The following is a 16,143-nucleotide window of genomic DNA, read 5'->3' as shown; positions in this document are numbered from 1 at the left end:
TGTTCCAGTTTCTATTCCGGACAGGAGTTTTCTTGTCTCCGGATTTGCTTTTCTTTTGCCTTCTCATTTTGCTGCAGTGCTCCACTTGAAACAAAGGGGTCTTAACCATAACCGTTAATAACCTACCCTTCCTATGTATCCTTTGGAACAAAAAGGGAAACGGATGAAAAACCCTCTGTTATTTATGGTGGCATTGTTCCTGAAAAATTGGTGTGCTAAATGTGCTTTATTATGAGTTTATCAGGGTGACGCAAAAATGCAAAATAAGTCATTGGATGGTTTATTTCAGGAGTTACTGGAAAACGAACCTATTTTTAAAAACAAGGAGGTTTTAAGGCATTCTTATACTCCGGATTCACTGGTTCACAGGGACGATCAGATAAATGGTCTTGCTTCTATCTTGGTCTCGGCTTTGAGAGGAGATACCCCCTCGAACATTCTCATCTATGGTAAAACAGGCACCGGAAAAACAGCTGTGACCCGCCATGTGGGTATCGAGCTTGAAAGGAAAGGCGAATCCCTGGGGCTTTCCTGTAAAGTGGTCTACCTCAACTGTGAAGTGATCGACACCCAGTACAGGCTTCTGGCCAATCTCTCAAGACAGTTCGGCGAGGATGTCCCGATGACGGGCTGGCCGACGGATCAGGTCTTTGCAAAATTCAAGGAAGCTATTGATTCTGAAAAACAGGTTATCATTATAATTCTCGATGAGATCGACAAGCTTATCAAAAAAGGCGATGACGTCCTTTACAATCTCTCCAGGATCAACACCGACCTCGAGCAGGCAAAGGTCAGTATGATAGGTGTTTCCAACGATCTGAAATTCACGGAGTTCCTGGACCCCAGGGTCAAGAGTTCCCTGGGAGAAGAGGAGATCATTTTCCCGCCCTACGATGCCGAACAGATCAGTGATATCCTCAGGGAGAGGGCTCAGATGGCCTACAAGGAAAATGCGCTTGATGAAATGGTCATCCCCCTGTGTGCCGCATTCGCTGCTCAGGAACATGGTGATGCCAGGCGTGCACTGGATCTTCTCAGGGTTGCAGGGGAGATTGCCGAGCGTGAGAACAAGTCCCGTGTCGAGGAACAGCACGTAAAGACCGCGCAGGAGAAGATCGAGATCGATCGTGTCATTGAAGTTGTGCGCACCCTTCCCACCCAGTCCAAGCTGGCCCTTTACAGTGTCATGCTCCTGAGGAACAACGGTTACAGGAATGTTACGACAGGTGAGGTCTATAACGTGTACCGCCAGCTCTGCATGCATGTGGATATGGACATCCTCACGCAGCGCAGGGTGACAGATCTCATGTCCGAGCTTGATATGCTTGGCATCGTCAACGCGGTTGTCGTGAGCAAGGGCAGGTACGGCAGGACAAAGGAAATAGTCCTGAGCGTTCCCATTACAAGCACCAAAAAAGTGTTGTTCGAGGATTACAGGCTCAAACCGCTTGACGGTTTCAAGCCCGTGATGACAACCCAGCTGCATCTGTGATAAAAAGAGAAATAGAGGCCGGATCAGAAACTTGGCAGCATGAGTCTGAGATATCCGATATAAGGTATCCTGTACTTTGCCACGCCGATGACCCATTCTTCCTTCACAGGCTGCATGTAACTGACCTGGCCCTGCTGGTCATAGTAGCGGTTTGTCACCTGGTTGTCTCCCTTGGTGATATAACCCGAATGTGGCGCCGCAGGTCCTCCTTGCCACATGGGCTCGCCCTCTTCCACATGATACATGGCCCTGTGGATTATGGGCGTGACACCATCCCTGCCATAGGGCTTGTACAGGATGACGTTCCCGTAGCTGCTGAAGGAAGTATAATCGTTCGTGCCCTCTTCGTATGTCACCACCTGTGTCCGGTCAATGCTCTGGATGAAAACGATATCCCCGACGTTCATGTGCGGTTCCATGCTCCCCGATTCCACGGCGACCATGGGTGTCCACATCCCGAATACCAGATAGGAGAGAGATGCAAACGCGAGAACGGCTATCAATACCGATACAAGATCGCGGGTGAGAGACACAAAGAAATTGTCGCTCTCATTGAAGGCTTTATAGGATTCTTTAAGGTTCATTATCTGTCCTGCCTGTGTCAAGCACGCAAAAAGATATTTAGCGATAAGAATATACTGCAGCCAATAAAATCTTAACGTATATATTAACTACCTGCAACTATAATTGCGTACTGGCCCATTAACAATCGTTGCCTCAGACAGGTCCCGTACAGACAAACAGGCAAAGAGCCCGATGAATGCATGACAATCATGAAACAAGCCGATGTCCTTACAGCTTTCATAGAAGAAGGCTACCAGATAAGTCCCGAGGCAGTGGAGCTGATATGTGCCCATTGCTCTCCCAGAGAGCTTGTAAGCCATGTGCTCAGGACCATCGATATGTCGGTCCTTGTAATCGGAATTGAACATATCGATCTCGAATCCTTCGCTCCCGATAAGTATAGGCTCGATAAGCTTCAGCCTGATAAGCCTGGCAAGCCAGATAACCCTAACATACTCACATTACAATCCTCGGCACCCATATCCTCTGTCCTTGTAAGTGATCCTGAGCCGCTGCCCCTTGGCCCTGTTCTTTCCTGCAGTCCTTCAGGTTATTCTGTTCCTCTAAGGTCCCGTGATCCCGGGGCTGCAGTCAGGCATCCGGGCAATAATCCGGTGACTGTGCTTTCCGATATCTCTGACAATTCCACATGTGTAGGCGAGTACATGGAGTTTGTCCAGTATTTCAGGAACCGCTACAGCAGGCTGAGTGACATCATTCGCTCCCGCGTTAATGCAAGGCCCATAGAGAGCCTGAAAAAGAGCCGCTCTGCAGCCAGCTCTGTCAACAGGCGCGGTAATGGTGAGCAAAGCGAGCTCTCCATAATCGGCATGATATCCGATATCAAAAGCACAAGCAATGGACACAAGGTCCTTGAGGTGGAGGACCCTACAGGTATATTCTCGGTGCTTGTGCGCACGGCAGACAAGGAACTCTTCGAGCAGGCCATGCATCTTGTACTGGACGAGGTCGTGGGTTTTACAGGCACTCTCACAAACGACGGCAAACTGATGATAGCGCAGAAGATCATCCTTCCGGACCTGCCGAACACCATGTCCAGGAAAAGCGGCACTCACGGGAAAGCGGTGCTGACGTCTGATGTACACATAGGCAGCTCCACATTCCTTGAAGAGCCCTGGGAGCATTTCATCGATTTCCTAAAAGGGAATACCGACAATGAGGCACTTGCAGGTATCTCCAGGGAGGTGCGCTACCTGCTTGTGGCAGGTGACCTCGTGGACGGGGTTGGTATATATCCGGGACAGGAAAAGGAACTGAACATCGAGGATATATATGACCAGTACAGAAGGGCCGCCGAGTACTTTGACGAAGTCCCGAAACATATAAGCATTGTAATCTCCCCTGGTAACCATGATGCGGTGCGCCAGGCCGAACCCCAGCCGAAACTTCCGGAGCGCATCAGGGCGGATTTCCCGGAGAATGTGACCTTCGTGGGTAATCCCGCAATGGTGGACCTGGACGGTGCCAGGGTGCTTTTATATCACGGTCGCTCCATTGACGATCTTGTGGCATCTGTCCCCGGCGTTTCATACCATGCGCCCACAAAGGGCATGGTGGAGATGATGAAGTTCAGGCACCTCTCTCCCATTTACGGGAGCCGCGTTTCCATTGCACCGGAGAAGCAGGACCATTTCGTGCTTAACCAGGTGCCCGACATCCTGCACTGCGGGCATGTGCACACCTTAGGCGTCGAGTGGTACAAGAACGTCCTGCTTATAAACTCAGGCACCTGGCAGTCCCAGACCGAGTTCCAGAAAAGGATGAATGTTGTCCCGACCCCGGCTCAGGTGCCGGTCGTGGATCTCTCGACCTTCAAGACAACGATACTGAAGTTCGATGACTGAGCCTTCCCAGTCATTCACTCTTTTTCCTTTATCTTCAAAAGGGAATGGTTTATCGTCTGCTCGGGGCAGATCATCACGCAGCGCCTGCAGCTTGTACCAAGGCAGTTCTGGCTGTCAATGTCCACGAAGCGACCGCCGTCCTTCTCGATAATGGCCAGCGCATCCTCAGGGCACTCCTCCTCGCACTGGTGGCACAGTATGCACTTTACCACAGGCGCTTCCAGTATTATCCCGATGTTCTTGACAATGTCAAGTCCAAGGTAGCCGACATCATCGATATCCTTCCTGACCCGTTTCTCTATCTCCACGTCCTTACGGGCTGACGGGAATGGCGGAATCCCGTACATCTGCAGCATCTGGTCGTACATCTCGTCAGGCATGCCCTGCTGCCATGAAGCAAGCTCGCACATGTAGATCTCCTTGAAGGTCTCGCTGGTGGCCATCATCACATGGTCGGCCTGTATCTTCTTTGCCACCGCTATCACCTCATCGAGCTTGGAGCGGTCCATGGCTATCTTGCGCGCAAGTCCGATGGAAGTGTTCCCGAACTGGACTATTCCCTGGGAGAAGTCAGGCACCGAGCCGATGTGTCTTGCCTTTTCAGCATCCACATAGGTGCCCGTTGCACCGGACATGTAAGAATACCTGAGGTCTTCGTATCTCATTCCCGCCTCCACCATGAGTGTCATGTGCGCTGCCCGGATGGCCCCTATGGCCTTCCCGACCTCCTCCACGTCCCTGTCCATGATGAAGATCCCGTCCCCAAGGGTTATCTTCCCGTTGGGGAGCTTGGGGAGCTTTTTGATAAGGCCCTCCTTAAGCGCAAGAGCAATGGTAGAAATGACTCCCGTACCCGTAATGCCTTTTGGTACTACATCCGAGGTTTCGATGGTGTCTCCTGTTATAGGATCCACAAGAGGTCCCTTCACGGGATTAAGGCTTCCGTCAAGCACAGTGAGCCTCCAGTAGCCGTTCTCGACATTGACATCGCTGATTGCACCCGGACCTGCAAGCATGCCGCAGTCTATGCCCTGGCCTTCTATTGCCGGGCCTGCTGCCGCACTTGCCGTCATTATCCTGTCGCCTATCTTCAGAGCCATTTCTGCGTTGGTGCCATAATCAGTAACTAAACATGGTTCTTTCTGGTTTATAAAGTCAGTCTCCAGCATCATTGCCAGTGCATCGGCGCCTATCTCATGCTTTATTGCAGGGGGAACGATTATCTCGCAGTTGTCCATCTCAAAGATACCTTTGAAGATATCGTTTGCAGGAAAGACCCTGGCATCCCTCTTGACATCCAGGACACCAAGCGCCTCCTGCTTGTTCTTTCCGGCGTATGCAAGGTCCCTGATCTCTATGTTCTGGAACAGGGAAAGCTGGATAGGATTTCCGCACACTGCGATGCGCAGGACACTTTCAGGCTCTACCTCGAACTTCTCCAGGATCTTCTTCACGGTCTCCACCATGAGCCTGTGTGCCACATCCGCTCCTGTGACAATGGCAAAGTCCAGGTGGTCCATAACATTCCCGCCGGGTAGCGGATGACCCATGGTTATGACCGTTTTGACGGTCTCCTGTTTCTCAAGGTCTATCAGTTGCGACCTGAAACCGCTTGTTCCAAGGTCCAGGGATATCACATACATGTTCAACTCTCCTTTTTACTATTACATAACCGAATACAGCATAGATGCCACCCCTATGACCAGGGGTTCCATGACAAGGTCCACACGGTACTTCCTACCGATCTCCGGAGGCAGGCCACAGGGTATGCCAGGTGTCGATACCAGGCACCTTTCCTCGATCATGCCTTCGGATATGGTGTCCGGATTGGGGGTAGCCTCAAAGACCATGGAGAACCTCTTCCTGTCCTCCCTGCAGTAAGGACTGATTCCCAGCTCCTGCACGGCCTTTTCCAGGAATGCCCTGTTAGGGTCGCAGGCATACACATTGAACCCTTTCCTGACAAGATGTGCAGCACCTGCATAACCCACCCTGCCAAGGCCTATGACAAGAATATCCTTTGATGTTGCCTCCCTGAACCTGGAAGCGATCTCGGCATAGATGACACCCGTGGCAACGTGATTGCTCGCGATCCTGCCGTTGCGCAGGTTATGCGCGACGAACATGTGGTCGTCTGCCATTAGTATTATATCGGCTCCCTGGGAGACTGCCTCGTAATAGCCGGTTATGTCCGGATGTTCTGTAATGAACCCGTTAAGTCCGAAGTATTGTGCAATGAACAGGAGGGAGGATGCAAAATTACCGATGATGCCCTCTCCTGAGCTTATGGGGATGATACCGATCTTCTGCGAATCCGGTTTTGTGCCATACAGTTCCCCGCATATGCCACGGACATCAAGTCCTGTGACCTTTTTAATGGTAGCATCGTTCTCTTCCAGCTGCACGGACAGGTTCTCAAGGTCCTGGGGTGTCAGGAGTGCCATGTTCAGGCCCCCTGGCGAATCCCTAGGTATTCCCGCAGAATTCCAAAGCCTCTCTGCCTGTTGGCATCCGAGCCTTCCTTATCCGGGGCCCAGCTGACCATGGTGAACACTTTCCTTTCCCCGTTGCATTCGAATATCTCAAGGCCCTCGGATGCATGGAACTCATGGTAATCAACGCCCTGTGACAGCACATGCTCTCCTACAGGAACCAGGTCACCGTCCCTGAAGAGCAGGTGCTCGTAGGTGCAGTGGTTCTTTTCGGGGACTCCGTCATTCTCACGGACCCCTGATACGAATGCCTGCAAGAGAAGCTCTATGAGGTTCACCCCTGAGGAATGGTAGACTATAGTGGGAGTCTGGCTGGGGAATCTCGCATCGATCTCAAGGACTTTAAGTCCCCTGGGACTGTCTATGGCCTCGACGTCCATGATGCCCCTGAGGTTCAGGTGCTTTGCGAGCTTGTACGTTATCTCCCTGAATTCGGGATAGTTTCCGAGGGGTGTTACCATATGGCAGTCATAGGTCCCGTCGATGTGCACCTTTGTTTCCTTTACAACCTCAAAACGCTCGCCATCCCCTATAACTTCAAGGGAGACCACATCTCCTTCCACGTATTCCTCGATAAGCATGGACGGGTCAAGGCCTTCAAGGCCGCTGTCATCGTAGATAATGGCTGTCCCTATACTGCTGCTCTCACAGGGCGGCTTCACAAAATAAGGCGGTGATGTGGGATTGTCCAGGGGCATGGGAATGTCGATGGAACGGAAGTATTCCTTTGAGCGCTTCTTATCCATGCTGATGTGATAGGCATCAAAATCAAAGAGCATTGGACATGCAAGCTTATTGCTGATGGTCCTGAGGAAATTAATCGTTCCCAGGTTCTCGTTCACGGGGAGTACTGCCACGGCTGACCTTGAGAGCTCGATGAGCTTTTCCGGCTCCTTTGTAACATCAAAGCAATGGAACTCGTCGGCTACGTTCTTTATGAGGGGCCTCTCTTTTTTATCGATCAGCACCACGCGCAGCCCTGCTTTTTTTGCAAGGTAGCTTGCCTCAAAACCCTGCAGCTTTCCTCCGATAAGGATTATGTTTCTCATGCTGTCAGCCCCACTATCCTGTTGAAGTCAGACTGGCTTGCAGGCTCCATTCCCATGGTCTTCAGGCACTCAACAACGCTTTTCGGGTCCCTGTGCCTCTCCTGGAAGCCCCTGTCGTAGTTGACCACTCCTTCCAGTGCGGAATCAGAGGGTATTATGGATGTGACCACGTTTGCCCCTGCATTGAGCCTGTGCACCATCCCGGGAATACCTTCAAGGTCAAGGGATGCGGGTATGAGCCTGCCAGGGAACATGAGCCTGAGGACAGCGATTATCTTCAGCTCCTCGGTGCTTGATATCCGGTCAGCCTTCTCAAGAGGCGTTCCTTCCTGGGGTACGAAGGTCATCACTCTCACCATGTCAGGGCTGTTGGCTTCCATGCCCCTGAGCGACTTTATGGTGGACTCGACATCATTGCCCACACCTGTGAGTATCCCGTCCTCTACACAATAGCCTATGCTTTTGGCGAACTTACGTGCATTGGCCCTGTCCTCGAAGGACTGCCCAACCCTCAGTTTCCTGTAGAGATCCATGTCGTGGGTTTCCTGGTAGAGTGCAAGGAAGTTGGCTCCGCTGTCATGCAGTTCCCTGAGGGCATCATTTCCCATAACCCCCGGAGATATCATGATTGGAAGGCCAAGTTCTGATCTCACTGTCTTTACCAGGTCAACAAACCTCTCAGGTTTCTCATGGAAATAGGGGTCCTCTCCCATGGTCAGGTCAACCATGTGGATACTCTCTCCTTTGAGTCCCCTGCAGATGTTGCGCACCTCATCTATGCTCAGGCGGTACCTGTCTATCCCGTGTGATTCCCTGTAGTAGCAGAAAGCACACTTGTTCTTGCAGTAGGTGGAAAAATAGACGAAGCTGTAGAGGAAGACCTTGTTGCCGAAGAAGTGGTCCCTGACCTTCCTTGCTGCGTAGAACAGTTTTTCAAGCTGGTTATTGTCATTTATCTGCAGCAGTTCCCTGAGGCTGTTATCTGAGAGCTGTGCTCCTTCAATTATCCTTCCTGCGAATTCGTCAAGATCTTGTTGTGTCATGTTATTCAGCAAGTTACCACCTCAGAGATTTGTGCAGATCCCGTTATAGTAGGACTCGGACCTTGCAACGGACCTTATGTTCTTGAAATCGTGTTTTGCCTTCAGCAGCCTCTCCAGGCCGAAGCCTGCCCCTATCCAGGGCTTGTTGATGCCCCAGTCCATATCCATGGGTATGGGTCCCACGACTGCGGATGAAAGCTCCATGTTCCTGTGCATGACATCGATAGTGTCACCATACACCATGCAACTGTCAGCAACTATCTCATATTCGATGTTCAGGAAATCAAGGAAGTCCCCGATGATGGATTCGAGGGTCTGCCTGGTGCATCTGGAGCCCATCTGGCAGAAGTTGAGCATGGTGAACTCTTCAAGGTGGTTGCCACCGTCAGATTCTTTCCTGTAGCAGGGACCTATCTCGAATATCCTGATAGGGTCCGGGAGTACGTTATCGAACTTGCGAAGATGATTGTAAAGACCAGGTGCAAGCATGGGGCGCAGGCACATGTTATCGCCGACCCTGAAGATCTGCTTTGAGAGCTCCTTATCCTCTCCAACTCCCATGCGTTCCATATATTCAAAGGGAATGAGTATCGGTGATTTCACTTCAAGGAAACCCATGTCCACGAAGAACTCGGTAATAGTGCGCTCGAGCTTGCCGAGCATATTCTCCCTGCTGTCCTCGTACATTGTCCTGAGGTCCTTCTTTCTCTGTGTGAGCAGGACGGACTCGAGTTCTGCAAAGGAGCGCTTCTCCTTTGAGAAGGATATCATCTCGTTCGGGGCCAGCAATGATAATATCCTGTTCTTCTGTGTCTGGGTGAACTCATTCTTCTCAGGCTTGGCGTGCTTCTGGAATGAATGATTTGTGGGTTTTGTTATCTTGGGCTGTTGTGTCCTTGACTGTGGCTTGAATGTCTGTGCAACAGCAGGTTGCGGCTTTTCTGCAGGCGAACGATGAGCCGGCTGTTTTGTAGTATTAGAGGGCTGCAGATCTCCGGACAGCACTGTCATATCCGGTATTTCGCTTCTGGCAGAATTGAACTGCGAGGACTGCACAGTCCTTACCGTGACCCTGACTTCATCTTTCCTTGAAGTCTTATTAGAAAATTCCTTTATCCTGTCTTCAGCAAGCCTGCATCTTTTACACGGCTTGTGATATTTGTGGTTCCTGAGGGACCTTGCGGCCCGGCTGGATCTGGAGTTCCTTACCTGGATGACCTCTCCGCAATCCATTGTTATTCGAATGTATTTTTGTGATGTCTCGCAACTTCTTATCCCGTGCAGATGCCCGTTCCTCGACACCCATAGCCCGGTTTTGGATATTAATGAGTCTAATGGTTTTCTTTCCATGCTGTCAGCTCCTTAAGTGAAGACCGCTTCCTAAGCATCTCCTAGAACCCGAGGTATTCCAGTATCCAGTTACTTCCTTTGCTCTTATTGAATGACATATTCGTATGCTCCTGTTTATTGTTGCTTTTCTGTCACTGTGATATTTCGCCAGTGTGATCAAAGATAAGTCTCTTATGTTTTGAGCGTCCTGACATTATAGAATCTCGTTATCGGCATATATATATATTCCCCACAAGCACGCTATTTAAACTTTGCTCAAAAGGCGCCAGGATTATACTATTTATATTTAACTATAACTGATCCTGGTCCATGGAAGTGAAGGGACGCATGGCCTGCATCCCTTCCTATGGATATAGACCCTCAGACTATAAAGGGTCAAAATGCGGAGGCATTCAGGACTGCCAGGCAGGAATGCCTGTTTTCCTGGCCTGCTATCCTGATAATTACTATGCAAGGCTGCTATATAGCATAAATCCGTCTCACTCTTCAATGAGTCTTTTACTCTGCAGGCAACTTGTGATTTGTCAGGTGATACGATACTCTGGAAGAGATGAATGAGTTAAAAATAAGCTCCTTCACAAAGGTTTCATCCTTAAGTATTTATATTTTGCTATTTTCAGTTTCTCTCAGGCATTCTCTTTCTGATACCTGTATAAGGCCATCTCGATGACAGCACGCAGATCCTCCTCTTCAAAAGGTTTCAATACGTATCCATAGGGCTCAGTCTGTTTTGCTCTTTTCAATGTCTCGTCATCCGAGTGTGCTGTAAGATATATGACCGGGATACCCAGATCCGTCCTTATTTCCTGTGCGGCCTCAATGCCATCCATTTCCCCCTTAAGCCTGATATCCATGAGCACCAGGTCCGGGAGAAATCCCCTTGCCTTGTTTATGGCCTCTTTTCCGGAAGCTGCAACACTTGGCACCACGTAACCGAGCCTTATCAGCCTCTTCTTTATCTCCAGCGCAACAACGTTCTCATCCTCAACAACCAGGATCTTTGCATTCTCCATGTTCGCACCTTACCTAAGTTCCTTAAACCGAATAATGAATTCAGTTCCTTCATTCACATCAAGTTCAATAGTTCCGTCTATCTGGTCCACCAGTGTGGTGACAAGCTGCAGGCCAAGCGATTCAGTATTCCTGAAATCTATCTCAGGAGGCAGGCCAACCCCATTATCCTTCACCTGCAGTACAAGGGTGCTGTCCTGTGTGCTCAGATTGACACTGATCATCCCATGCGCACCACTCTTAAAAGCGTGCTTCATGGAATTGGATACCAGTTCATTGATTATCATTCCAAGAGGCACTGCAGTATCAACACCCAGATATACATTCTCAATATTTGACAGAAGATCGATATCCTTGTCATCTATCCTATATGATTTAGACAGATATTCCAATAGGTTTTTTGTGTAATCTGCAAAGTCAATATTTGCTATATCCTTTGACTGGTATAATTCCTCATGTATAAGTGCCATTGATCTGACCCTGTTACGGCTGTCCATGAAAGCCTCTATCACAGCAGGGTCCCTGAAATTCTCAGATGCCAGATAAAGCAGGCTTGAGATGACCTGCAGGTTATTCTTAACCCGGTGGTGGATCTCTTTTTTACGTATTTTCTCTGTCTGCAGAAGTGCCTCTTCCGCTTTTTTACGCTCTGTGATGTCAAGTATGATTCCCTGAAGAGTGATATTGCCTTGTGTGTGACGATTGATAAAAGTTCTCTCGTCCACCCATCGTACATCTCCGGATTTGGTAAATATCCTGTATTCCCAGTTGACATCACTGGATTTCCCATGATAGTACTTAGAAAGCTGGTGATGTACTCTTCCAGAGTCCTCAGGATATACGATATCAGCATACTTGATGCGGTTGGATGTAAAGTCCTCCACTGTATAGCCAAGCTGAGTGACATTGCTGGATACGAACTCTACGGGCCAGTCCATCTCAGGTTTCCATTTAAAGACTATGACCGGGCTGTGATTGATAACGCTCTCCAGCTCTTCCTTGAGCTCATTGGAATGCTTGAGGTCCTCGGCATATTTTTCCAGTTCCTTCTCGTTCTTCTTTCGGTTGCTGATGTCACGTGCAATGGTAATGATGGCATTGCTTGATTCATATTTTATTATACGGCTGCTCAGCTCTACCGGGAAAGTGGAGCCGTCCTTTCTCATATGCACTGTCTCCAGCAGGTTGCTTTTTGATTTACAAAGCGTCCTGATCACTTTGAGCACCTGTCTGCCCGGATAGTAGACATCGATATCCATGTATCTCATAGTAAGGAAATCTTCACGGGTATATCCCATTCTTTCACATGCAATCTCATTGACCTCAAGGAAATTGCCTTCCATATCATGCAGATATATAGCGTCATTGGGACTTTCGAACAGCGTCCTGAACTTTTTCTCGGAATCCCGGAGGGCCTTCTCGGCCTTTTTCTGTTCCGTGATAGCTGCACTAAGCGAGTGCCTTGTTTCCTCTATTCCGTCCGTGAGGATCTTGAAGTCTCCTTCCCCGTGTACCTGCACACTGCAGGAGAAATCATTGTTCTGTATGGCAGTAAGTACGCTGTTTGAATCATCAATTATATTATTGAGTGATTCCGCAAAATTATCCAGTGTATCTCCCAGTTCCTTGAACTCTCCCTTCAGTTCCAGTTTCGTACGTGTTTCAAGTTCTCCCTGGGCAAGAGCATTTGTGACTCTTACTGTTTCACGTATAGGGGCTACCACGGCCTCAAGGATCTCGTTAAGCCCCAAGGGGATTTCCTTGAAGTCCCGCTGCACATCGGTGTCCGCCCTGGTATCCAGTTTCCCGTTCACAGCATCCTTAGCTATCTGCCTGAAGTTAAAAACGATCTCATCTATCGGGGAAGTTATCGATATAGCTATAAGGTAAGAGACCACAGCCATGAACCCTATCGAGATGGCAGATATGAATATCAGTTTATTCCTGAGTGTAGTGACACCCGCGAACATCTCCTCTTTTGGAACTACAAGTACGAAGGAATAGTTACCCGTCCTGACAGGCTCATAGAACATTATTATTTCCTTGCCTGTAACAGGGTCTATCGTCTCCACACTTCCCCCCTTTCCTTTCCTTATATTACCAGCGGCCTCAGATATCTCAGGTATGCCAAAGTCGTAAAGTGTTTTTGAGCCGATCCCTTCTTTATATTCCGGGTGCGATACAAGAATGCCGGTATTCCCTGTCACGAAAGCGTAGCCTGTCTCAAAGGCCCTTATCTCACTTACAACATCGTCAATATACTGAAGGGACACATCGACCCCGGCTACGCCTAAAAACTCTCCGTCTTTCATTATAGGCATATCATAGCTCACCATGAAAATACCCTGGTAAAAATACGGCTCAGTGACGAGTGCAGCCTCTGTCCTTTTTGGAACTTGGTAATAGTCTAACTCTTCATAGGAAACAAGGGGCTCAACACTCACAGAACCCTGTATGGTGTTCCAGTAGGGTACGAACCTTCCCGTTGAGTCGTGTCCCGGGGCATTGACGTACTCACTATCCCGCCCGTCAAAAGCGTTTGGTTCATATCCTACATAGACCCCTGTAAGGGCAGGATTTTCCATCATAATATTCTTAAGAATATTATTAACTTCCTCCCTGTCCGCAGAATTATACTGTTCCATGGTTTTTCCAAGGGTATGTGCAATGGCCTCGTTTGCCTTCATGTCCCCGTCGAACTGGTTTGCGTAATCCCTTGCCATCTCCACGGACTGCAGATATGCCAGCTCCCTCTGTTGCGCTGTTACTGTGGAGATGCTTACTGCTGTTGATGCGGCAAGCACAAGGAAGACGCCTATTACTATATATGCGATCAGTTTGGCTTTGATTGACAGATCCTTTTGTTGCATTTACACATACCTCTTGCCAGGAAACTTTCTGGGAGCTGGTCCGGGCAACGCTGATTAAGGCGATAAGCTGGATAATTCCCGGGAATCCTTTTTGTAGTAGTCGAAGAGGCACCTGCCCCATTCAATTGACCCTTTAGCAAAGCTTAGTACATCCCTGTGATCGTATCTCCCGCCTTTGGTAAAAAGACCGGCAAGGAACATTCTATCTGTGTTGACAAGTGATGGAGGGACAGTATTCTTATCACAGACAAAAAGCTGCATGTTTGGGAGCTGCAGGACATTTTCCATCTCTTCCATGCAATCCTCGCGCATCCTCAGAAGCACGGATTCAGTGAGGATGAGCTCTATTGGGATTCCTTTTCTTGCAATCTGGCAATAGAGCCTTGGATACAGTGGATGGTAGATAGAGAAAACCACATGTATGCGACTGGCTGAGTGAAGCGACTGAAGGAAACGTTCAGGAAGCTCGAACATGTTGTTCAGGTCAGGCTCGACTATAGTATAATCATCTATTTCCCCGATGCGGTCCAGCAGTTGCGGAGGGATCTCTCCCAGATCACGGTCTGCCCAGTAATCAGTGTTGTCTTCAAGAAGATTCAGTATCCCGTCGATGGGCTTCACATTCTCAGCTATCATTTTTCCAATGCTGGAGAGTTCATACATGCTGTCATTGTTCAGTATGAGCTCATCTTCCCTGAGCTCTTTGAGAGGAAGTATCAGCGAGTGCCATGACACGTCGAAAGCATCCTTGATCTCCTCGGGACCTTTTGCCCCCTCCAGCAGGAACAGGAGTAATTTCCTTCTTTTATCTGAGAACCAGACAGTATCCATTAAAGATGATCCCATTTTGCATCCCTACTACTCATTACCGAAGTACTTCCTCTGAGTCTTTCCTGTAAGATTCGAAAAGCTCACGGCACCATTTCAGAGCGCTGTCGTCAAAACTGATTATATCTCTGTGGTCGTATCTGCCTTCTTCATTGAAAAGACAGATATAACCGAACCAGTCTGTCACTGTTATCATTGGCAGTTTCGGATTCTGGTTTAAGAGATAGATCCTGGCATTGCCTGATCTCATAATTCTGTCAAACTCGCTGCTGTATTCGTTCTTAAGTTTCTCAAAAGCCTGTACTGTTAAGAACAGGGAGATATCGTTCACTGAACCCGATGCCTCTGAATAGAGAGCAGGAAAAGTTGGATGGAGATATGATGCAAATGTCATTATGCTCTTTGACCTGGGGATATTGTCCGTAAACTCTCTTGGAAGCTCGAAAAGGTGGTTGATATCGGGCTCTATCAAAAAGTAGTGACCAAGCTCCATGAGCCTGTTGAAAAGATGAGGTGGTATCGCCTCGTAGTTCCGGGAGGTCCAGAAGTCCTTGTTCTCCTCTATCACCCTTGACATCTCCAGAAGCGGCAGCATGTTCTTGACAATTATCTCCCCGGCAACTGTCAGACTGAAATTCTCTCCTTTCTGGCCGATCAGATGCTGTTGCTTCAGGATCTTTATCTGGGGCATTATAGCCCGCGTTGTGACATTCAGAGACTTCTTTATCTGCTCAATATCGCGTGTACCTTCGCTGAGTAGTAATAACAGGTTCTTCCTTTTTTCAGAAAACCACACGGTATTAACAAGTGATGTTTTCATATTGCATTTCCCTATCAATCTGACTAAATTGTGCAATTAGTACACTTGAACATACCTACATTAAATCATTGCTTGAAGATATCCGGCATATCCCTGAGGTGATGTTTATTAAACCAAGTTTCGACTGGTCATATATTAATTTAATTTACAGGTATAATAACAAGGGTGCTTACAAGTCACAAGGCAGTTGACAAGTCACGTAATATATGCATATCTTAAGATACATGCCGAATAAAGCGGCTCCTTCCTGTCACATGCTCCTGTCCTTGTTCTGTACGCTGGGATACATAATGCAGTTAGTGAAGAATCGGGATGAATCAGGCTATATGTCACCACGACATTCCAGTTAATAACAGCAGCTATTTACTGAATAACACCTCGTCACAACTTTGTTTTCGGGGAAATCATCCTGAATAGTTGCAACTATGTAAAATCTACTATATGATGAAAAATCCAAGGTGACTAAATGGGAAAGCAGGAAATCTTAGACAAACTCAGAGATTCAATAGTCAAACAGAACATCAATGGTACTGTAGAAGCTGCCAAGGAAGCCCTGGCTGCCGGTATACCGGCATTCGAGGCTATCGATAGCGGCCTTGCAGTGGGAATGAAGATAGTTGGTGATAAGTTCGAGGCAGCAGAGATCTATCTCCCCCAGATCATGATGTCCGCAAAGGCCATGAACGGCGCAATGGAGATACTCGCCCCTGAACTGGAGAAATCAAAAGCAGGTGAAGGCGTGGGAACAGCTATCACTTT

The 16,143-nt window shown here is 48.5% G+C and carries 13 protein-coding genes; 3 read left to right on the top strand and 10 right to left on the bottom strand.

Features of this window, described 5'->3' with window-relative positions:
- The first annotated feature begins 256 nt into the window (after window positions 1-256).
- Window positions 257-1,492 carry an ORC1-type DNA replication protein gene (locus PV02_RS12435; protein ID WP_256623736.1) on the top strand — a complete coding sequence of 412 codons (1,236 nt, stop codon included), beginning with the start codon at window positions 257-259 and terminating at the stop codon, window positions 1,490-1,492.
- A gap of 23 nt (window positions 1,493-1,515) precedes the next feature.
- Here the strand turns inward: PV02_RS12435 and PV02_RS12430 are convergent, their stop codons facing one another.
- Window positions 1,516-2,076 carry a signal peptidase I gene (locus tag PV02_RS12430; protein ID WP_256623735.1) on the bottom strand — a complete coding sequence of 187 codons (561 nt, stop codon included), beginning with the start codon at window positions 2,074-2,076 and terminating at the stop codon, window positions 1,516-1,518.
- 189 nt (window positions 2,077-2,265) lie between these two features.
- Here PV02_RS12430 and PV02_RS12425 point away from each other — a divergent pair, with 189 nt between their 5' ends.
- A complete protein-coding gene (locus tag PV02_RS12425; protein ID WP_256623802.1) occupies window positions 2,266-3,921 on the top strand; it encodes a DNA-directed DNA polymerase II small subunit in 1,656 nt (551 codons plus the stop codon).
- Window positions 3,922-3,935: 14 nt separating this feature from the next.
- On the opposite strand, the gene PV02_RS12420 is transcribed toward PV02_RS12425, so the two are convergent.
- The 9 genes from PV02_RS12420 to PV02_RS12380 form a co-directional block, all read right to left on the bottom strand.
- Window positions 3,936-5,564 (bottom strand): methylamine methyltransferase corrinoid protein reductive activase, encoded by a 1,629-nt coding sequence (locus tag PV02_RS12420; protein ID WP_256623734.1) that lies wholly within the window; start codon window positions 5,562-5,564, stop codon window positions 3,936-3,938.
- Between the two features lie 21 nt (window positions 5,565-5,585).
- Window positions 5,586-6,365 carry a 3-methylornithyl-N6-L-lysine dehydrogenase PylD gene (pylD, locus tag PV02_RS12415; protein ID WP_256623733.1) on the bottom strand — a complete coding sequence of 260 codons (780 nt, stop codon included), beginning with the start codon at window positions 6,363-6,365 and terminating at the stop codon, window positions 5,586-5,588.
- A 2-nt stretch (window positions 6,366-6,367) separates the two neighbouring features.
- Window positions 6,368-7,462 carry a 3-methylornithine--L-lysine ligase PylC gene (gene pylC, locus PV02_RS12410; protein ID WP_256623732.1) on the bottom strand — a complete coding sequence of 365 codons (1,095 nt, stop codon included), beginning with the start codon at window positions 7,460-7,462 and terminating at the stop codon, window positions 6,368-6,370.
- Window positions 7,459-8,505 carry a methylornithine synthase PylB gene (gene pylB, locus PV02_RS12405; RefSeq protein WP_256623731.1) on the bottom strand — a complete coding sequence of 349 codons (1,047 nt, stop codon included), beginning with the start codon at window positions 8,503-8,505 and terminating at the stop codon, window positions 7,459-7,461. Before pylB ends, pylC begins: the two co-directional genes overlap by 4 nt.
- A gap of 21 nt (window positions 8,506-8,526) precedes the next feature.
- The gene (gene pylS, locus PV02_RS12400) at window positions 8,527-9,855 is read right to left on the bottom strand and encodes a pyrrolysine--tRNA(Pyl) ligase (RefSeq protein ID WP_256623730.1); all 1,329 of its coding nucleotides are present in this window, start codon (window positions 9,853-9,855) and stop codon (window positions 8,527-8,529) included.
- Between the two features lie 626 nt (window positions 9,856-10,481).
- Window positions 10,482-10,868, bottom strand: a complete 387-nt coding sequence (locus tag PV02_RS12395; RefSeq protein ID WP_256623729.1) for a response regulator — start codon at window positions 10,866-10,868, stop codon at window positions 10,482-10,484.
- Between the two features lie 9 nt (window positions 10,869-10,877).
- Entirely contained in the window at window positions 10,878-13,736 is a 2,859-nt protein-coding gene (locus PV02_RS12390) for a PAS domain S-box protein (RefSeq protein WP_256623728.1), read from the bottom strand.
- A 54-nt stretch (window positions 13,737-13,790) separates the two neighbouring features.
- On the bottom strand, window positions 13,791-14,582 hold the full coding sequence (locus PV02_RS12385; protein ID WP_256623727.1) for a helix-turn-helix transcriptional regulator: 792 nt from the start codon (window positions 14,580-14,582) through the stop codon (window positions 13,791-13,793).
- Between the two features lie 19 nt (window positions 14,583-14,601).
- A complete protein-coding gene (locus tag PV02_RS12380) occupies window positions 14,602-15,384 on the bottom strand; it encodes a helix-turn-helix transcriptional regulator (protein ID WP_256623726.1) in 783 nt (260 codons plus the stop codon).
- Window positions 15,385-15,850: 466 nt separating this feature from the next.
- On the opposite strand from PV02_RS12380, the gene PV02_RS12375 reads away from it, so the two are divergent.
- A partial coding sequence (locus PV02_RS12375) for a B12-binding domain-containing protein (protein ID WP_256623725.1) occupies window positions 15,851-16,143 on the top strand: 293 nt, incomplete at its 3' end.

This window comes from Methanolobus chelungpuianus, from assembly GCF_024500045.1.
Taxonomy (GTDB): domain Archaea; phylum Halobacteriota; class Methanosarcinia; order Methanosarcinales; family Methanosarcinaceae; genus Methanolobus; species Methanolobus chelungpuianus.
This window is presented reverse-complemented; position numbering and strand designations above follow the sequence as displayed.